Source organism: Rhodococcus sp. HNM0563 (assembly GCF_012726195.1).
GTDB lineage: Bacteria > Actinomycetota > Actinomycetes > Mycobacteriales > Mycobacteriaceae > Rhodococcus.
In genome coordinates, this window is sequence record NZ_JAASAF010000002.1 from 117,530 (window position 1) to 136,667 (window position 19,138).

Annotated in this window: 16 protein-coding genes and 1 riboswitch; of the genes, 8 read left to right on the top strand and 8 right to left on the bottom strand. The window is 65.7% G+C overall.

The window, feature by feature from the left end:
• Nucleotides 1–57 precede the first annotated feature (57 nt).
• A riboswitch (cobalamin riboswitch) is annotated at nt 58–130 on the bottom strand.
• Between the two features lie 65 nt (nt 131–195).
• The 3 genes from HCA61_RS04450 to HCA61_RS04460 all read right to left on the bottom strand — a co-directional run bounded on the left by HCA61_RS04450 (nt 196) and on the right by HCA61_RS04460 (nt 2,354).
• Nucleotides 196–1,419, bottom strand: coding sequence for an O-succinylhomoserine sulfhydrylase (locus HCA61_RS04450; protein WP_169686982.1), 1,224 nt, complete (start codon nt 1,417–1,419; stop codon nt 196–198).
• On the bottom strand, nt 1,416–1,826 hold the full coding sequence (locus tag HCA61_RS04455; protein WP_169686983.1) for a rhodanese-like domain-containing protein: 411 nt from the start codon (nt 1,824–1,826) through the stop codon (nt 1,416–1,418). The genes HCA61_RS04450 and HCA61_RS04455 overlap by 4 nt, the downstream gene beginning before the upstream one ends.
• An 84-nt stretch (nt 1,827–1,910) precedes the next feature.
• Complete coding sequence (locus tag HCA61_RS04460; protein WP_169686984.1) at nt 1,911–2,354, bottom strand: hypothetical protein; 444 nt, start codon at nt 2,352–2,354, stop codon at nt 1,911–1,913.
• A 286-nt stretch (nt 2,355–2,640) separates the two neighbouring features.
• Here HCA61_RS04460 and HCA61_RS04465 point away from each other — a divergent pair, with 286 nt between their 5' ends.
• Complete coding sequence (locus HCA61_RS04465) at nt 2,641–4,035, top strand: FAD-dependent oxidoreductase (protein ID WP_169686985.1); 1,395 nt, start codon at nt 2,641–2,643, stop codon at nt 4,033–4,035.
• A gap of 69 nt (nt 4,036–4,104) precedes the next feature.
• Here HCA61_RS04465 and HCA61_RS04470 read toward each other — a convergent pair whose 3' ends face one another.
• Together HCA61_RS04470 and purT are read right to left on the bottom strand one after the other, a co-directional pair.
• Entirely contained in the window at nt 4,105–4,587 is a 483-nt protein-coding gene (locus HCA61_RS04470; protein WP_169686986.1) for a DUF456 domain-containing protein, read from the bottom strand.
• Nucleotides 4,584–5,807 carry a formate-dependent phosphoribosylglycinamide formyltransferase gene (purT, locus tag HCA61_RS04475; RefSeq protein WP_169686987.1) on the bottom strand — a complete coding sequence of 408 codons (1,224 nt, stop codon included), beginning with the start codon at nt 5,805–5,807 and terminating at the stop codon, nt 4,584–4,586. The genes HCA61_RS04470 and purT overlap by 4 nt, the downstream gene beginning before the upstream one ends.
• 45 nt (nt 5,808–5,852) lie before the next feature.
• On the opposite strand from purT, the gene HCA61_RS04480 reads away from it, so the two are divergent.
• On the top strand, nt 5,853–8,594 hold the full coding sequence (locus tag HCA61_RS04480) for a vitamin B12-dependent ribonucleotide reductase (protein WP_169686988.1): 2,742 nt from the start codon (nt 5,853–5,855) through the stop codon (nt 8,592–8,594).
• Between the two features lie 27 nt (nt 8,595–8,621).
• Nucleotides 8,622–9,050, top strand: a complete 429-nt coding sequence (locus tag HCA61_RS04485; RefSeq protein WP_169686989.1) for a hypothetical protein — start codon at nt 8,622–8,624, stop codon at nt 9,048–9,050.
• A 6-nt stretch (nt 9,051–9,056) separates the two neighbouring features.
• Here HCA61_RS04485 and HCA61_RS04490 read toward each other — a convergent pair whose 3' ends face one another.
• On the bottom strand, nt 9,057–9,437 hold the full coding sequence (locus HCA61_RS04490; protein WP_169686990.1) for a VOC family protein: 381 nt from the start codon (nt 9,435–9,437) through the stop codon (nt 9,057–9,059).
• A gap of 90 nt (nt 9,438–9,527) precedes the next feature.
• Here HCA61_RS04490 and HCA61_RS04495 point away from each other — a divergent pair, with 90 nt between their 5' ends.
• The gene (locus HCA61_RS04495; RefSeq protein ID WP_169686991.1) at nt 9,528–9,908 is read left to right on the top strand and encodes a nuclear transport factor 2 family protein; all 381 of its coding nucleotides are present in this window, start codon (nt 9,528–9,530) and stop codon (nt 9,906–9,908) included.
• A gap of 88 nt (nt 9,909–9,996) precedes the next feature.
• Nucleotides 9,997–11,094 (top strand): CaiB/BaiF CoA-transferase family protein, encoded by a 1,098-nt coding sequence (locus HCA61_RS04500; RefSeq protein WP_169686992.1) that lies wholly within the window; start codon nt 9,997–9,999, stop codon nt 11,092–11,094.
• A 34-nt stretch (nt 11,095–11,128) separates the two neighbouring features.
• Here the strand turns inward: HCA61_RS04500 and HCA61_RS04505 are convergent, their stop codons facing one another.
• Together HCA61_RS04505 and HCA61_RS04510 are read right to left on the bottom strand one after the other, a co-directional pair.
• On the bottom strand, nt 11,129–14,416 hold the full coding sequence (locus HCA61_RS04505) for a serine/threonine-protein kinase (protein WP_169686993.1): 3,288 nt from the start codon (nt 14,414–14,416) through the stop codon (nt 11,129–11,131).
• A 103-nt stretch (nt 14,417–14,519) separates the two neighbouring features.
• Entirely contained in the window at nt 14,520–15,179 is a 660-nt protein-coding gene (locus HCA61_RS04510; protein WP_169686994.1) for a TetR/AcrR family transcriptional regulator, read from the bottom strand.
• A gap of 44 nt (nt 15,180–15,223) precedes the next feature.
• Here HCA61_RS04510 and HCA61_RS04515 point away from each other — a divergent pair, with 44 nt between their 5' ends.
• From HCA61_RS04515 to HCA61_RS04525, 3 genes are read left to right on the top strand one after another with little or no spacing between them, the layout of a single operon-like run.
• Complete coding sequence (locus HCA61_RS04515; RefSeq protein WP_169686995.1) at nt 15,224–16,987, top strand: alpha/beta fold hydrolase; 1,764 nt, start codon at nt 15,224–15,226, stop codon at nt 16,985–16,987.
• The gene (locus tag HCA61_RS04520) at nt 16,984–18,507 is read left to right on the top strand and encodes a hypothetical protein (RefSeq protein WP_346777485.1); all 1,524 of its coding nucleotides are present in this window, start codon (nt 16,984–16,986) and stop codon (nt 18,505–18,507) included. Before HCA61_RS04515 ends, HCA61_RS04520 begins: the two co-directional genes overlap by 4 nt.
• A complete protein-coding gene (locus HCA61_RS04525; RefSeq protein ID WP_169686996.1) occupies nt 18,504–19,115 on the top strand; it encodes a DUF305 domain-containing protein in 612 nt (203 codons plus the stop codon). The genes HCA61_RS04520 and HCA61_RS04525 overlap by 4 nt, the downstream gene beginning before the upstream one ends.
• Nucleotides 19,116–19,138 lie beyond the last annotated feature (23 nt).

A 19,138-nucleotide genomic window follows, 5' to 3' on the forward strand; every position in this document is an offset into this window, starting at 1 on the left:
AGCAGTTGCGGCACGACACCGTCCTTCGTCCGAGGACCAGTACGTGCCCGCGGCGCCGGCTGACCTGGCTCACCGGTCGAATACCGGTCTCACAGTTGCGGGACAGCGCCGGATTCTCACCGGCTTCACCGAAACGCTGCGGGTGCCCTGCCCGATTGGCAGAGCCCCCGCAGCGTATCCCACAGCGTTTCGGGGTCAGGCGAGCGCCTGCTCCAGGTCTTCGAGCAGATCCTCGGGATCTTCGAGCCCCACCGACAAGCGCACGACGCCGTCGGTCAGACCGATCGCGGCACGTCCTTCGGGGCCCATCGCCCGGTGGGTCGTGGTGGCAGGGTGCGTGATGAGCGACTTGGAGTCGCCGAGGTTGTTGGAGATGTCGACGACGCGCAGCTTGTTCAGCAGCTCGAACGCCCGTTTCTTGCCTTCGCCCTCAGCGGCGGCGAGTTCGAAGGTGAGGATGGTCCCGCCCCCGCTCATCTGGGATCTCGCCAGGTCGTACTGCGGATGCGACTCGAGGAACGGGTACTTGATCCAGCTGATCTCGGAATGCGACTCCAGGAACTGCCCGATGCGCAACGTGGAATCGACCGCGGCACGCAACCGCACGGGCATCGTCTCGAGACCCTTGAGCAAGGTCCACGCGTTGAACGGGCTCAGCGACGGGCCGGTGTGGCGGATGAGGTTCTTGACCGGGCCGTCGATGTAGTCCTGGGGTCCGAGGATCGCTCCGCCGAGCACCCGGCCCTGCCCGTCGATGTGTTTGGTACCCGAGTACACGACGATATCGGCACCGAGATCGAGACTGCGCTGCAGCAACGGGGTAGCGAAGACGTTGTCCAGCACAACCTTTGCGCCTGCCGCGTGGGCCATCTCGGACACCTTGCGGACGTCGACGAGAGTCTGCATCGGGTTCGACGGGGTCTCGAAGAACACCGCGGTGGTGGGCACCGACAGCGCCTTCTCCCACTGGTCGAGGTCTTCACCGTCGACGAACACCGTCTCCACACCCCACCTGGGCAGGATCTCGTTGCACACCACGAAGCATGAGCCGAAGAGGCTGCGTGCTGCGACCAATCGATCGCCCTTGCCGAGCAGCGCGGCCAGCGCCGTGAACACCGCCGACATGCCCGATGCCGTGGAGTAGCAGGCTTCGGCACCGTCGAGCAGACGCAGCCGCTCCTCGAACATCGTCACCGTCGGGTTGCCGTACCGGGAGTACACGAAGTGGTCGACCTCGCCGGTGAATGCCTGCTCGGCGGCTTCCGCCGATTCGTAGACGAACCCGGAGTTGAGGTAGAGCGCCTCGGACGTTTCCTCGAAACCGGATCGCAGCACACCACCGCGCACACCGAGTGTGGCGGGACGCACGGAATCGGGCAGCGCTTTGCTGAACGCACCACCCTGGGGAATTGCACTCACGACTGCCTCCACGGCAGGCCCGCGGCCCGCCAGCCCTGTCCGCCGCGATGCTTACCGGCATCGAGCGGCCCTTCGAATCCTTCGAGAACGTTGTACGCAGGGGCCAGGCCCGCGGCAGTCGCAGCTTCGGCGGCGCCGATCGAACGCTGACCCGAACGACACAGGAAGATCACCGGCCCACCGCTTATCCCAGCGTCCTTCAGCTCGTCGACGAAGCGCTCGTTGGGGGCGCCGTCCGGGTACGACACCCATTCCACGAACAGCGTGCGGCGGCCGATCGATGCGGTGTCGGGCACACCCACGTATTTCCATTCGGCGTCGGTGCGCACATCGACGAGCACGGCATCCTGATTTTCCTGCAGCAGCTCCCAGGCGTGCTGCGGCGTGATATCACCTGCGTAGCTCACGGGAATACCTTTTCACAGGTCAGCGACGAGCGATTACGCGGGATAGTGCGACGGTCCACGACCCTCAGGATCGAACCGGGTCGATCATGCAGTGCAGACGCGCCAGACGTCGTCGACGAGAGTCAGGTGCCACGTCTCGGTTGTCGACTCTCCGTCGATCTCGGTGGTGACGTCGACGGTGGCCTTGTCGCCGTCGATGACCACGTTGTCGCTGCGCTGCAGGTCGATGTCGCCGTCGACCCCGGCGAGCGGCCCCTCACCGCGGCCCAGTTCGCCACAGCGGAGAATGACGAGGACGTCCTCGTCATCCGCGTTGAGGGCCTTGACGTAGTCGCTGGCCGTGCGTGTGATCCGTTCGTTGTCGTCGAGGTTCTCGCCCTCGGGCGAGAGGATCTGCGTGACGACGAGCACCAGCGCGAGGAAGGCGATCACGAGCACGGCCCCGATGAACGGCCAGGGCGTGCTGCGCGTGGGTCCGTCCGGGTCGAGACCGTCGGGTTCGGGTTCGGGGTCACGCCGTTGTGCCATGCGGATCATCCTATCGTCGGCGGATCCGCGCCGGTCGGCCGCATTTGCGCCAATAAACCCTAGTGAGGTAGGAATTGACCATGGCCACCACTCCGCTCGTTCGACGCCTCGCCGTCGACCTGTGCCGCGTGAGTGCCCACATGTGTTGTCGCTGAAGCGATTCTCCCGACGATTCCCGGAGTTCTCCTCCGCCGTCATCCCGCGCAACCTGCGCCCGCCCACTGAGGGCAGCCTTAATTTAAGCTGGATATGTCCGTCCGCACATCGAAGAGGTAGTTGATCCCCTGTGACTGATCAGAGCCGTCCCCTTCGCGTCGCGATCGTCGGTGCCGGCCCCGCCGGTATCTACGCCGCCGATGCACTCATGAAGTCCGACACTGCGCAGGATCCCGGGGTGAGCATCGACCTGTTCGAACGCATGCCGGCCCCGTTCGGCCTCATCCGCTACGGCGTTGCGCCCGACCATCCGCGCATCAAGGGCATCATCACCGCGCTGCACAAGGTGCTCGACAAGCCGAACGTGCGTCTGCTCGGCAATCTCGACTACGGCGTCGACATCACGCTCGACGACCTGTACCGCTTCTATGACGCGGTGATCTTCTCGACCGGCGCCAACGCCGACCGCGAACTGAAGATCCCCGGCATCGATCTCGACGGCAGCTACGGCGCCGCAGACTTCGTGTCCTGGTACGACGGCCACCCCGATGTTCCGCGCGTCTGGCCTCTCGAGGCCGAGAAGGTCGCGGTCCTCGGCGTCGGCAACGTCGCGCTCGACATCGCGCGCGTGCTCGCCAAGACCGGCGACGAACTGCTGCCCACCGAGATTCCGCCGAACGTTTACGAAGGCCTGAAGAACAACAAGGCCGTCGAGGTACACGTCTTCGGGCGTCGCGGACCGGCCCAGGCCAAGTTCACGCCGCTCGAGCTGCGCGAACTCGACCACTCGCCGACCATCGAGGTCATCGTCGACCCCGAGGACATCGACTACGACGCAGGCTCCGAGGCGGCACGCCGCAATTCCAAGCAGGTCGACATGGTCGCCAACACCCTGCAGGACTGGGCCATCCGCGATGCAGGCGATCGCCCGCACAAGCTGTACCTGCACTTCTTCGAGTCGCCCGCCGAGGTTCTCGGCAAGGACGGCAAGGTCGTCGGCCTTCGCACCGAGCGCACCGAACTCGACGGCACCGGCAACGTGCGCGGCACCGGTAAGACCCGCGACTGGGACGTGCAGGCCGTGTACCGCGCGGTGGGTTACCTGTCTCAGAACATCGCGAACCTGCCGTTCGACGATCAGGCAGGCACTGTCCCCAACGAGGCCGGACGCGTGCTCGCCGACGACACCGTCGAGGGCCCCGACAGGTTCATGCCGCGCACGTACGTCACCGGCTGGATCAAGCGCGGCCCGGTGGGTCTGATCGGCCACACCAAGGGCGACGCCAACGAAACCGTCGCGAACCTCCTCGAGGATCGCGCGGCGGGCCGTCTCACCGCTCCGGAACTTCCGGGCGAGGACGACGTCGTGAAGTTCCTCGAAGAGAAGAACCTGCCCTACACCACGTGGCAGGGCTGGTACCGCCTCGATGCGCACGAGCGCAGCCTCGGTGAGGCGGAAGGCCGCGAGCGGGTCAAGGTCGTCGAGCGCGACGACATGTTCCGCGCCTCGGAACCCCACAAGTAGACGCTGCACACTACCGCGTCTCCGGCCGGATGCCACATCTACCGATGCGGCATCCGGCCGGTCTCGTTCTCAGGCGAACAACACAGCACCCAGCCACGCGCCTGCAGCTATGAGCCCACCGAGCAGTTCGACGAGCATCGACAGGCCCACCGCCTTCGTCGCTTCCACCGTCGAGCGCCACGCGTCCTTGTGCGTCCGATGCCGCTGCGCCTCCGACACGTACATGCCGAGCAGGAACCCGAGGAACAGGCCGATCACCGGGATCACGAAGAAACCGACGATGCCGACCACCCCGCCGATGATCAGCGACCGAGTGGGCACCCCCGACTGCTGAAGTCGCTTACCCGGCCAGGTGTATTTGACTACCCCGGTGACCAGCAGCGCGACCGTTGCCACCGCAAATACGGACCAGGCGACGGTGCCGCCGGTCATGAACGCCCACACCGCGACCGCCGCAAAGATCAGCAGGACACCCGGCAGGATCGGCACGACTATGCCGACGAGTCCCACGAGGATCGCGAGCCCGACGAGAAGCTCACCGCCCGCACTCACGGCGCGACCGGGCGAACGAGCGATGCGGCACGTGTCGCGCGTTCGCGCGCGCTGTCGATGTCCGGGCCGGTCGAGACGGCCACTCCCATCCTGCGACGCAGGAACGATTCCGGCTTACCGAACAGGCGCACATCGGTCTCCTGTGTACGCAGGGCTTCGACGAGCCCGTCGAATGCGATACCGGTTGCGTCGAGTCCCCCGTAGATCACCGCGGAGGCACCCGGACGTAATTGCTCCACGTCCACCGGAAGCCCGAGAATCGCGCGGGCGTGCAGCTCGAACTCGGAGTAACGCTGGCTCCCCATCGTCACGAGCCCGGTGTCGTGCGGGCGGGGGCTCACCTCGGAGAAATAGACGTCGTCGCCCTTGACGAACAGTTCGACACCGAACACTCCCCGGCCACCGAGCGCGCCGGTCACGGCCGCCGCGACCTCCCGGGCACGGGCGAGCGCCGCGTCGCTCATCGGCTGCGGCTGCCACGATTCGACGTAGTCGCCGTCGCGCTGCAGGTGGCCGATCGGTTCGCAGAAGTAGGTCTCGAGCTCCCCCGATTCGCCGACGGCGCGCACGGTGAGCTGTGTGATCTCGTAGTCGAAGTCGACGAATCCTTCGACTATGACGGTGCCGTGGTTGATGCGTCCCCCGGCCAGGGCGTACTCCCACGCGGCGTTCAGGTCGTCGGCCGAACGGACCGTCGACTGGCCTTTGCCGGACGACGACATGACGGGCTTGATCACGCACGGGAAGCCGATCGCCTCGGTAGCGGCCCGGACCTCGTCGAGCGAGTTCGCGAATCGGTAGGGCGACGTCGGCAGGCCCAGTTCCTCTGCGGCGAGCCTGCGGATGCCCTCCCGGTTCATCGTCAGCTGTGTGGCACGCGCGTTGGGGATCACTTCGGCGAGGCCGCGTTCTTCGACGGTGGCGAGCGCTTCCGTGGCGATGGCTTCGATTTCCGGGACCACCAGGTGGGGTTGTTCGGCCTCGATGACGGCGAGGACTGCGTTCGGGTCGCCCATGTCGATGACGTGGGCGCGGTGCGCGACCTGATGGCCGGGGGCATCCGCATAGCGATCCACCGCGATGACCTCGACACCGAGTCGTTGCAACGCGATGGTCACCTCCTTGCCGAGCTCGCCCGATCCGAGCAGCAGGACGCGGGTGGCGCCCGGCGACAACGGTGTGCCGAGACGTGGAGAGATACGGGGACGCGGTGGGACCATGGTGGGACTATATGTGGCATCCGTCGCCGTCCAGGAAGAGAAGCGATGAGCAGTGCAGCACAGTCGAGCAGCGCAGGGCAGCGCACCACAACCGTGGGGCCCGATCACGCTCGTGCCGATGTCTACTGGTTCACGACACCAGGGGTCGATCCCGCCGACGAAGTGACCTGGCAGCGCCGCGACGCTCGCATCGTCCATCACGGCACAGGTGAAGTCGTATTCGAGCAATCGGGCGTCGAGTTCCCGGAGTCCTGGTCGCAGAACGCCACCGACATCGTCACGCAGAAATACTTCCGCGGTGGGCTCGGTGCCGAGAGTCGCGAGCATTCGCTGCGCGATGTGGTGGCGCGCATCGTCGACACGATCACCGGGTGGGGCACCACCGACGGTCACCTCGACGATCCGTCCGCATTCGCCGCCGAGCTCACGCACCTGCTCCTGCATCAGAAGGCCTCGTTCAACAGCCCGGTGTGGTTCAACATCGGGGTGCCTCACACTCCGCAGCAGGCCAGCGCCTGCTTCATTCTGTCGGTCGACGACAGCATCGATTCGATCCTCGAGTGGTACCGGCAGGAAGCGGTGATCTTCAAGGGCGGTTCAGGAGCCGGCGTGAACCTGTCGCGCATCCGCTCGTCCGTCGAGCCTCTCGAAGGAGGTGGCACTGCGTCGGGGCCGGTCAGCTTCATGCGCGGCGCCGACGCGTCTGCGGGGACCATCAAATCGGGCGGGAAGACCCGCCGTGCCGCAAAGATGGTGATTCTCGACGTCGCCCATCCCGACATCGAAGAGTTCGTCGAGTGCAAGGCGATCGAGGAGCGCAAGGCACGCGCACTCGCCGACGCCGGATTCGACATGGGTCTCGATGGCTCCGACATCCATTCGGTGCAGTATCAGAATGCGAACAATTCGGTGCGGGTCACCGACGAATTCATGCAGGCCGTCGTCGACGATGCCCGCTGGCCGCTGCGCGCTGTGACCACCGGCGAGGTCGTACGCACGGTCCGGGCACAAGATCTTCTGCAGCGCATAGCTGCCGCGGCATGGGAGTGCGCAGACCCCGGCCTGCAGTACGACACCACGATCAATCGCTGGCACACCGCGACGTCGACCGGCCGGATCAACGGGTCCAACCCGTGCTCGGAATACATGCACCTCGACGACTCCGCATGCAACCTGTCGAGCCTGAATCTGCTGACCTTCCTACGGGAGGACGGCACGTTCGACGTCGATGGTTTCCGACATGCCGTCGCGGTGATGCTCACCGCGCAGGAGATTCTCGTCGGTCGCGCCGACTACCCCACAGAGAAGATCGGTGAGACGTCCCGCCGGTTCCGGCAACTCGGGCTCGGATACGCGAATCTCGGTGCGCTGCTGATGGCGTCGGGTCTTCCGTACGACAGCGACGCCGGCCGTGCATATGCCGCCGCTGTCACCGCGTTGATGACGGGGCATGCCTACGCAGTGTCGGCTCGCCTCGCGGAGCGAACGGGCCCGTTCGATGGGTACGACGAGAACCGCGACTCGATGCTCGGCGTGCTCGCACGGCACCGCGGTGCGGTCGACGACATCGATGCCGCACTCGCCCCGCCGGACGTGCTGGCGGCGGCCCGTGAAGCGTGGGATCGCGCGGTCGCCGACGGCACCGAGCACGGTGTGCGGAACAGTCAGGTCACCGTGCTCGCTCCCACCGGCACGATCGGCCTGGCGATGGACTGCGACACCACCGGAATCGAGCCCGACCTGGCCTTGGTCAAGACGAAGAAACTCGTGGGCGGTGGCAGTCTGTCGATCGTCAATCGCAGTGTGCCGCGAGCACTGGCGCGACTCGGATACGGTCCGGCCGAGGTCGCCGATATCGTCGCTCATCTGGATCGGGAGCACACCCTCGCGGGCGCTCCGCATGTACGCACCGAGCACCATCCGGTGTTCGCAACATCGATGGGCAGCAATGCCATTGCGCCGCGCGGACATGTGACGATGATGGCTGCAGTGCAGCCGTTCCTGTCGGGTGCGATCTCGAAAACCGTGAATCTTCCGGAGTCCGCCACCGTGGACGACATCGCCGGCCTGTACGTCGATGCATGGCGGCTGGGGCTCAAGGCGCTCGCCGTCTACCGCGACAACTGTAAACTGGGGCAGCCACTGTCGACGTCGACACCGTCGTCTCCGGCAATTGCTCCGGTTGCGACTGCTCGGCGCGAGCGTCTGCCGCGCACCCGCAATTCGCGCACGTTCGAGTTCCGGGTTGCCGACTGCAAGGGTTTCGTCACGATCGGCGAATACGACGACGGGCGTCCCGGCGAGATGTTCCTCCGTGTGTCGAAGCAGGGTTCCACCCTCGCCGGCATCATGGATGCGTTCTCCATGGCGGTCAGTTACGGCCTGCAATACGGGGTCCCGCTGCGCACATTCGTGCGGGCGTTCACCAGTACACGATTCGAGCCGGCGGGCATCACCGACGATCCGGATCTGCGGATCGCGTCGTCGATTCTCGACTACATCTTCCGCAGGCTTGCGGTCGACTATCTCGAAACCGACGAGCGGATGGAACTCGGTGTGCGCACCGGCGGTGAGCGTGCCGCGCACGACGAACTCGCGCCCGAGCTACCGGTCTCGGAGAAGGCGTCCGCCACCGTCGACACCCGCGACGGGCAGGTTGCGTCGACTCCGACGCGGTCCGGCTCCGGTTCGGATGCACCGTACTGCATGCAGTGCGGCGTACAGATGCAGCGGTCGGGATCGTGTCACGCCTGCCCGTCGTGTGGAAACACGAGCGGCTGCAGCTGATCTGCACTCGTATCGCATACTGGCCGAATGAACTTGGGGGTCGACACAGAACTGACGTTGCTCGCGGCCGGATCGATATTCCTGCTCGCGCTGGGGTTGGGCGTGTGGAAATACCGACAGATGGCAACGTCGGAGACGCACCTCGCGCACCCGTATGTGGACATCGCGCACCGTTCGGCGTTGATGTATTCGTTCGCGACGCTGCTCGTGGCTGTCTTCGTCGAGCTCAGTGCGTGGCCGACCTGGGTGAATCTGGCGGCTGCCGCCGTACTCGTGGTGTTCTTCGTCGGCGCGATCGCCAGTTACATCCTTCACGGTGCGTTGCGCGACACCACCAATCAGTTCGCGCACCCCACTCGGGGGCTGGGTCTCGCGATGGCCGCGCTCATCGTCGGAGAGATCGGTGGGTTCGCGGTGCTGCTCACCGGGTTCGTGAAGGGCAGCTTCCTGACGTGACAGACGTCAGGCGTGATTTTCGATGAGTGAGAGCACGTTGCTGTGCGGGTCGCGGAACCACGCGACCCGCAGCCCGTCGGGCGCCGTCCACGCATCGTGGTCGTCCTGATCCATCCCGGTGTACCGAATGAAGTCGACGCCCTTGGCCCGGAGTCGTTCGACGGTCTCGTCGAGGTCGAGGACCCGCCAGCCCAGGGCGGTGTAGCCCGTCTCGCCGCGCGACTGCACGAGGGTGACCCGCACGGGGGCTCCTTCGCCCCCGTCGATCACCAGCGTGAAGTTGTCCCGATCGATCTTCCTGAAGCCGAGGGTGTCGACATAGAACATCTCCGAGACATCGAGGTCGGTGCTCGGCACGAAGCTCACGAGTTGGCCGCTGATCGTCATGGCACCACTCTGCTCCGTGCGCGCCTCCGTCGGCAACAGATCGGGTCACATTCGTGTCGACACCGACCGCGTTCACCTAGTCTTGGGCGTATGAGCACCTCGGAGATCGCGACCGTTCTGGCCTGGCACGATGCCGTCAACAGCAACGACATCGAGACCCTTGTGGAGTTGTCCAGCGACGACATCGTGTTGCCCACCGATGACGATGATCCCGACCAAGGCCTCGACGAACTACGCGAATGGGCGACCTCGTCGGGCGTGACCCTCGAGATGGGACGTATGTTCGTGCACCACGGCATCGTCGTCGTCGAGGAGACGTCGACCTGGGCGTCCGACCCCGACACGCCGGTCGAGGAAGCCATCGCCTTCCGTGTGGTCGAGGACCAGGTCGTCACGGTCGTGCGCCACGGCAGTCTCCAGGACGCGTTCGAGGCGACCGGACTCGGCGAGGCCGACCTGTACGAGCAGTGACACAGCAGTGACACACCCCATATGTTGAACGCTCGCTAAGGTACTCTCCGTTGCGAGAGTCCCTACGTATCAGAGTGAGGTTCGACGAGTGTCAGCTGAAGCAGTTGAGAAGAAGGGTCCCCTCGCGAGTATCCGCGTCGTCGAGTTCAAGGGACTCGGCCCCGGACCACACGCTGCGACGCTGCTCGCCGATCTCGGCGCCGACGTCGTCACAGTGCAGCGCCCCGGCGGCATCCCGCCGGAAGGCGCGCGCGATCCAATCCAGCGGAACCGTCGCATCATCGAGGCCGATCTCAAGAACCCCGATGACATCGAGAAGGTGCTCTCGCTGCTCGAGCGCGCCGACGTGCTCATCGAGGGCTTCCGTCCCGGAGTGACCGAACGCATGGGCCTGGGCCCCGATGTGGTGCTCGAACGCAACCCGCGGATCATCTACGGCCGGATGACGGGCTGGGGCCAGGAAGGTCCGCTGGCGAACGCAGCCGGCCACGACATCAACTACATCTCCCTCACCGGTGTGCTGCACGCGATCGGCCGTGAGGGTGAACGTCCGGTGCCTCCGCTGAACATGGTCGGCGACTTCGGCGGCGGCTCGATGTTCCTGATCTTCGGCATCCTCTCCGCGCTCGTCGAGCGAGGCGTGTCGGGGAAGGGGCAGGTCGTCGACGCGGCGATGGTCGACGGCGCGCTGGCACTGTCGCACATGATGTGGGCGTTCCGCGGCCGCGGTGCATGGTCGGACGAACGCGGTGTGAACATGCTCGACACCGGCGCCCCGTACTACGAGGTGTACGAGACGAAGGACGGCAAGTACATGGCCGTCGGATCGATCGAACCGCAGTTCTACGCGCTGCTACTGAAGGGTCTCGACCTCGACGCGGCCGAGCTGCCCGCCCAGAACGATCGGGCGTCATGGCCGGAGATGAAGAAGCTGTTCACGGAGAAGTTCCTGTCGAAGACCCGCGACGAGTGGTCGGCGATCTTCCTCGGCACCGACGCGTGCGTCTCCCCCGTACTCACCTTCGCTGAGGCACCCGCGAACGAGCACATCGCTGCGCGGGGGTCACTCATCGAGCTCGAGGGCATCACCCAGCACGCACCGGCTCCGCGGTTCTCCCGCACCCCGGGGGGCACACCGGCGGCACCTGCCGGCGAGGCCACCGACATCACGACCCTCTGGGTCTGATCGGACGAGCGCAATGATGCGCTGCCGCCCCGGATCAGTCGCGATCCGGGGCGGCACCGTGCTTCTCGCACTCTTCGACGAGTTCGAGAGCGCGCTGCGCGCGGTGCAGGAATCCGCGTTGCTGAAGTAACACGAACCACTCGCTCGCCCACCGGTGGGCTAGCACAACGTGTTCGGGCGAGGGATCCGTGAGCAGCAACCGGATCGCGGTATCTTCCTCGATCTGGGCGGTGTGCAACGCAATTCCCGTCTCGGGACGGGGTCGGCCGTATTCGGCGACCGGTCGTGGATGTGCGATCGGGTACCCCAACCGGACACGTTCGTTCTCGACGGCCGCAGCAAGACGGTCCAGTTTCATCGTCGCGGCAGCGCGCGCACCGTCCTCCAATCGGGTCGCCGCGATGTCATGCCTGCCGCGCAGCGCCTTCACCCGAGCACCGATCACATATCGTGCAATCTTGAAATCCACGACGCCGCCCTCGGCCCCCAGCTCGTAGCCGTCGTCGAGTAGTCGTTCGGCCTCGTCGAGATCTCCCTGCTCGTACAAGTACTCCCCCAGCACCGACCCGGCGAGCAAGGCCGACGACGAGTACGCACCGCTGCCGAGCCGGGACAATCTCCACGCCTCTCGCAGGAGTTCGCCCGCCGCATCGAGATCGAGTTGTTCGAGTGCGGCGAGTCCGAGGAGCGCGTTGCCGTGCATCAGGTTGTACGGCCCGGCGTTGAGATCGTGGTACGGAGCGGCGAGATCCTGCAGTCGCCGTGCCTCCTCGAATTCACCGCGGTAGACGGCATCGAACGTCGCGGCGTTCAGACCCGACGACACGACGATCGGCGCGAGGGTGTCCGCGCGCGCCAGGAGCCTCTCGGCGAGCCCGTCCGCTGGGCCGGTCCGGTCGCGGCGCACGTCGACGATGCGCCGCACCACTTCCACCTCGACGGCGACGTCGATGGCCTCGGCGCCGGTGATCTTGTCCGCATCGAGACCGCGTTCGACCATGGCGAGTGCACGCTGGCCACGCGCAGTGTCGTGGACGACGATGCTTGCCCACGCCAGGGCGAGTTGCAGGCGCGGCCGCGCTGCCACGGCGCCGCGCGGAAGCTTCGCGGCCAACCCCAGCAGCGTGGTGGCACGGCCGTCGGCGAGCAGGTCCCGCGCGTGACGTTCGACGATGTCGACGGCGTAGTCGTCGTCGGCTGCCGCGAGAGCATGATCGACGGCTTCCAGCGTCATCGCATGCTGTTCGAACCACTGCGCTGCACTCCGGTGGAGCCCTGGCATCCGTTCCGGAAAGTCGCGTTCGAGTCGTTGTCGCAGGAACTCGGCGAACAGCGGCTGGAAGCGGAACCACCGGCCTTCCTCGTCGACGCGGTGCAGGAACAGATCGCGGTCCTCGATGTCTTCGAGCATCGCCTGACCGTGTCCGTGCCCGCTCAACGCCGAGGCCAGACTCCCGCACGTCTGCTCCGTCACCGCCGCGGTGAGCAGGAAGTCGACGAGTTCCTCGTCGATCAAGCTCAGGACGTTCTCGGTGAGGAACTGTCCGATCCCGCGGTGCCGGCCGGACAGGTGCGCCACGAGATGCGCGGGATCGTCGTGTCCGTGCAGCGACACCGACGCCAGTTGCAGAGCGGCGGGCCAGCCTTCGGTGGCGGCGACGAGATCGGCGATGATGTCGTCGTCGAGAGCCGTACCGATGTGTCGTGCAAGGAACTTCTTTGTCTCGTCGATGTCGAAGGTGAGCATGCGGTGGTCGATCTCGACGAGCTCGTCGAGCACCCGCATGCGGCTCATCGGCAGCCCCGCACGGGTACGTCCGACCACCATGACCTGGAGGTGATGGCACCCGTTGTCGAGCAGGAATGCCAACGCTGCGATCGTCGCCGGGTCGGTGACGCGATGCCAGTCGTCGATTATCACCACGAGGCGTTCTGCAGCGGTGTGGATCTCGTCGATCAGGGACGTGAGCACATAGCGTTCGGCATCGTCGCCGTGTTCGTCGAGCGCCTGACCCAGTTCCTGCGCGAGGGTGGGTCGCACCTGCCGGACCGCCTCGATGAGGTGCGCGAGGAACCACACGACGTTGTTGTCGTCGTGGTCGACGTTGAGCCACGCCACCGAGACACCCTGGTCGTCGAGTTGATAGCGCCACTCGATCGCGAACATCGTCTTACCGAAACCCGGTGGTGCGTGCACCACGATCAGGCGGCGACGATGCGAGTCGTCGAGCAGGTGCAGCAACTTCCACCGCGCCACGAGTCGCCGGGAAGGAACCGGCGGACGGAACCGAGTTGCGGGAGCGGGTGGGGTGGTGGACCTGCCGCTCGTACGACGCGAACGTGCGCGTCCACTCGCGGAAATCGTATCGGATGACGTTGTGCCACTTGATTTTACCTGCACCACACCGGGTTCGTTCGCCGGTCCGGCCACTGCGAGATCATCGACGCGAAGCCCGTGCTCTGCCTGCACGGCACGCAGGATCTCGCCGAATTCGGCGGCGGTCGACGGCCGGGAATCCGGGTCCACCGACATCGCCTGCTCGATCGCGGCGCACAATTCGTCGGGGACTCCATCCGCCCGTAGGTCGGGGATCGGCTGGGTTGTCAGACGCACGAACTGGGCGACCACTCGCTCACCACTGCGGCGTTCGAAGGCGGCATGCCCGGTCAGTGCGCAGAAGACCGTCGCCGCAAGACTGTAGACGTCGGACGCTGCCGTCGGTGTGCGCCCCGACAGGACTTCCGGTGCGGTGAATGCCGGGGACCCGGTGACTTCACCGGTCGCAGTCTCGAATCCCCCGCGTATCCGGGCGATCCCGAAATCCGTGAGCTGCGGTTCGCCGAACTGGGTGAGCAGGATGTTCGCGGGTTTGACGTCACGGTGCGCGATGCCGAGCCGGTGGGCGGTCTCCAGGGCACCTGCCAGTTTGATGCCGAACTGGAGTGCGTCGTGCCAGTGCAGCGGGCCGGACCGGCGGATCAGCGCGTCGAGTGAATCACGGGGGTGATACTGCATCACCAGGTACGGCCGTCCCGAATCTGTGGTGCCTATCTGCAGCACGTTGACGATGTTCGGGTGGCCCGACAGTTGCCCCATCGCGCGCTGCTCGCGCAGAAATCGTTCGAGGTTGTCGACGTCGAGATCCGAAGTGAGGACCTTGACCGCCACGATCCGGTCGAGCGCGACCTCCCGGCAGCGATAGACGATTCCGAACCCGCCGCGGCCGATCTCTTCCGCCTCGACGAATCCGGCCGCAGCCAATTCTGCAGCAACGTCGGGCCCGGCGTCGCGCTGCGTCTGCAGCGGATCCTGCGCGGCCACGATCGACCCTCACTTCGTCGAACACAGACCCGGCTTCGAGTCCTGTATCCACGATATCGCCGACCACCGACAGCCCACGGCGGGTCGGCCGAGATAGATCCGGTCAGTTCCCTGCGCCGGTGACAAGGGGCGCGATGACACTGCGTGCGACCTCGCGGGCCACCGCGTCGTCATCGAGGTCGAAATGAGTGCTGGGCAGTACCAGATACCCCAGCGTGATACGAATGACTGCTTCGGCCCGGCCGTCCGGATCACCCAGTGGGAGCGTCCCTTCGGCCTGCGCTGCGGCGATGCGTGCGGCGATGAATCGGTGACCGATGTCGAGCGGGGACGGTGTTCCGGCCGACAGGAGCGCGAGCAACTCCCCGGAACGGTGACTGCCGGCAAAGAGGCGACGACGCAGACGCAAGCATGCGACGAATGCTTCGGCGATGCGATCAGCGGGGTCGATGACGGTGACGAAGGCACTGGTGATCATGGAGAGGAAGCCGCGCAGCGTGTAGGCGACAGCGGCTTCGAAGAGTGCGTCCTTGCCACCGAACCGCCGGAACAGCGTCGCGCGGCTGACTCCGGACCGCGTGGCAACGTCGTCGACCGTTGCCGCGCGAGTACCGCGCTCGGCCAGGACGTGCAGTGCCGCGTCGTACACCTGCTCGACGTCCTTGCCCGAGAACCCCTCGTCGCTACCTGTGGAATCGTGCGACACCGCCTTCTCGATCGCACGTTCGAACAGCCTGGGTAGCGGAGCACCGGGACGAGTCACAGATCCAGTATCCCAGCTGAGACGATTGTGCTAATAGTAGTCTCATGACTGACGTGGTGGAAGCCGAGGCCCCCAGTTCGACACCCGATGTGCAGCTCGCCCCGCTGGGCCCCGAATCCGTCGCGTGGTCGGTCTTCGGCGATCTGACATTCGTTCTCGGTGCATCACACCGGCTGCTCATCGACGTCGCACACCCGGTGGTCGCGGCGGGCGTTCGCGAATTCTCGGTGTTCGAAACCGACCCCTACGGGCGCGCTCAACGCACCCTCGACATGATCATGGGCGTCGTCTACGGACGTGAATCGGCGTTGGCAACGGCCCGGAAGCTGCGCGAACGTCATGTCGATATCAAGGGAAAGAATCCCGACGGGTCGCGTTGGAGCTCGTTGAACCCGGAACCGTTCCACTGGGTACATGCGAGCCTGGTCCACGGGGTCTACGTCCAGCAGAAACTGCTCGGACGCGGCTGGAATCCGGGCGAGGTCGAAAAGTTCTACCTCGAGATGCGCCAGGTAGGGAAGCTCTACGGCATCCGCGACAAAGACATGCCTGCCGAGTGGGCCGATTTCCTCGTGTGGTTCGACGAGATGACGAGAACCCGGCTCTCACGTTCCGACATCACCGATCGGGTCCTTGCGGTCGCGGGTTCGCCCCAGGCCCCACCGATCCAGGTTCCAGGGCTCGCCTTCCTGTGGAACCTCACAGTGCGTCCGGTCGCAGGCGCAATCCTGACGTCGGTCACGGCGGGTCTTCTGACACCGGAGCTGCGCGAGCTCCTCGGACTCGAGTGGACCCCGCGGCGGCAACGGATGTTCGACGCTCTCGCGGCCCTGTCCCGCGCGACGGTGCCGCGCCTCCCCCGGCTCGTCCGGCTGGTCCCGCAAGCGCGTCGTGCAATCGAGCAGACCCGACCGAATGCGAAGCTGCGCTCACACACGGTGCTCGACGTCCACAGCGCCGACGGAACACGTCTCCATGCGGAGGTCCACGGCCCCGACGGTGCGCCCACCATCGTGCTTTCTCACGGCATCCTGTGCTCGACCGAATTCTGGCACAATCAGATTCGCGAACTCAGCAAGGAATTCCGGGTGGTGGCGTTCGACCATCGTGGTCACGGCCGCAGCGACGCACCGCGCGCCGGGGCCTACACGATGGACCACCTCGCCGACGACCTGCATGCCGTCCTCGACGCAACGATCCCGCGCGGAACGACTGCGGTGGTCGCAGGTCATTCCATGGGAGGGATCGCCGTGATGGCCTGGGCGCAGCGATATCCCGACGACATCGCAGAACGCGTGTCGTCGGTCGCGCTCGTCAACACCACTCCCGGCGAGATTCTCGACAACGTCCAGTTCCTGCGTGGACCCGAATTCCTCGTCTCCACGCGACGACGGCTTGCACAGACGGCGGTTCCGCTTGCGCGGCTACCGCTGCCGAAACGACTCCCCCTACGCAGGCAGCTGGTTTCCCGCGTCGCGGTCGGCACCTCCGCCGACAGGTCGGTCGGAGTGGAGGTGGACCGGATCATCGGCGCGACACCCGCGCGCGGCCGAGGCGGATACGGAGCAATGCTCGTCGGTCTGCTGTCCACGGTCGACCCGGCGGCGCTGACCGCTCCCACCGTCGTCATAGCCGGGCGTAACGATCGGATTGCACCGCCGTCTCGGTCCCGATGGATCGCCGACCGATTGCCTGATCTGATCGAACTCAGAACGTTCGATACGGGCCACTGTGGGCCGCTCGAATGTCCCGGCGAGGTGTCGGCGACGTTGCGCGAATTGGCTTCGAACAACCGGACTGCCCGGTGAAGCGTCTCGGGGTCGCGCTCGCGGCCATGTCGCTGATGGTCGCGTTCTCCACCGTCGCACACGCGACGCCACCGGCCGGGTTCGACGAATTCACCGGTGTGTGGCCCACAGCGGTCGAGCCTGCCGACTGCCGCCCCGGCGACCTGGTCGAGACCGGTATCCAAGGTGAAGTCCCGCTCGATGATCGCAGATCCGGCCGCAGCACCGAGGGCTACAACTGCAACATCGACTTGGTCGGGCAGTACCAGGGTCGTGGGGCCGGACCGGTCAGCCCGACCTACGAGAACTGCGCATACATCGCCTCGACGTGGCCGACCAATCTTCTCGGGCCCGACGCCGGGGTGCAGGTCCTCGATGTCAGCGACCCCGCAAACCCCATACCCACCGCCCTGTTGACCGAACCCGCGATGATCGGCGGCACCTGGGAGTCGTTGAAGGTGCACGAGGAACGCGGCTTACTCGTCGGCACCGGCGTCGGATTGATCGAAAGCGCCGGATACATCTCGGTCTACGACATTTCGCAGGACTGCGCCCATCCTCGCCTGCTCAACCCTGCCACCGGATCGTTGCCGAACATGCCGATCCCGATCACCACTCACGAAGGCGACTTCTCCCCCGACGGCAACACCTACTGGGCTTCCGGCATCGCTCCCGGGTGGATCAGCGCCGTCGACATCACCGACCCCGCGCATCCGATGGTGGTGTGGGGCGGACTGACCGGAGTTGCTGCACACGGTATGGGTTTCACTCCCGACGGCAACACCATGTTCCTGTCCAATCTTGCCGGGCTGACGATCATCGACGTGTCCGCGGTGCAGAACCGCGCGCCACGCACCGTGATCGGCCACCCCCTGCCGCATATCGGCGCGAAGTTCTGGACCGACGGGTTGCTCAATCAGCACAGCATTCACGTCACCTACGACGGCACACCGCACTTGTTCACCGTCGACGAGGGCGGTTCCGGCGGTGTCAAACTCTTCGATATCACCGACCCCGCGACCCCTCGGTGGCGCACGAGCGCGAAACTGTCCATCAATCTTCCGGAGAATCAGGACCGGTGGGCGTCGAGCAATGCGAGCAACGGACCGTTCGGTTACGACGCCCACTATTGCTCGGTCGACCGAGTAGACGATCCTTCGACCATGGCGTGCAGTTGGATTCAATCCGGCATTCGAGTGTTCGATGTGAGCGATCCGGATCGGTTCCGGGAGATCGCTTACTTCAATCCGCCCGCGCAGACCGGGAAGCATCGGCAATTGCCGAACTCGCTGCATGCGACACTCGGCTCGATCGCCGCACCGCCGGTGATCGGCACGTTCGCGCTGGCGCGGGCATTGATGCAGGGCCAGACCGGCGCGGATGGGGTCATCAACGATCAGAGCCGGCTGGTCGGAGCCGACCTGTCTGCCGACTGGTGTCTGTCACCACCCGAGTTCCACGGCGACATGCTGTATGTGACGTGCATGGACAACGGATTCATGGCGTTGCAACTCGACCCGTCCGTCTATCCCTCGCGATGAGAACCCGATCATGGTTGCTCCCGGCCGTCACGGCGCTCCTCGTCGCTGTGTGTCTCACCACCGGATTCCTCATCGGCCGAAGTAGCCACGGCGAGCACCCGGACGCGGCGATGGTGCAACTCTCGGATCGTGACGTGGAGTTCGCGCAGCACATGTCGGTCCATCACCAGCAGGCCATCACCATGGTCGATCTTCTCGGTACCGCTGTGTCATCCGATGTCGGTGCCGTGGCCGGTCAGATCCGTGCCTCACAGTGGCGGGAGATCGGTACGCTCACCGGCTGGCTCGAACTCGTGGGAGCACCCTTTCAGGCGGCAGCGTCGCAGGGCGGCCACGGCGATCACACCGTGATGGCGGGTATGGCGTCGAACGAGGACCTCACGCGACTCCATGAGACGGCAGGCCCCGAACGCGAGGTGTTGTTCCTGCAGTTGATGATCCGGCACCACCAGGGTGGTATCAAGATGGCAGCGGCGGCACTGGACACCACCGCCGTCCCGGCTGTGCGAGCGAGGGCGCTGTCGATGGTCGACGAACAACAGCAGGAACTGGCCTCGATGTCCCTCTTGCTCGACGCACGAGGCGCCTCGGTCCTCCCGTACCCCTGAACCCGAACGACATCTCGAATCTT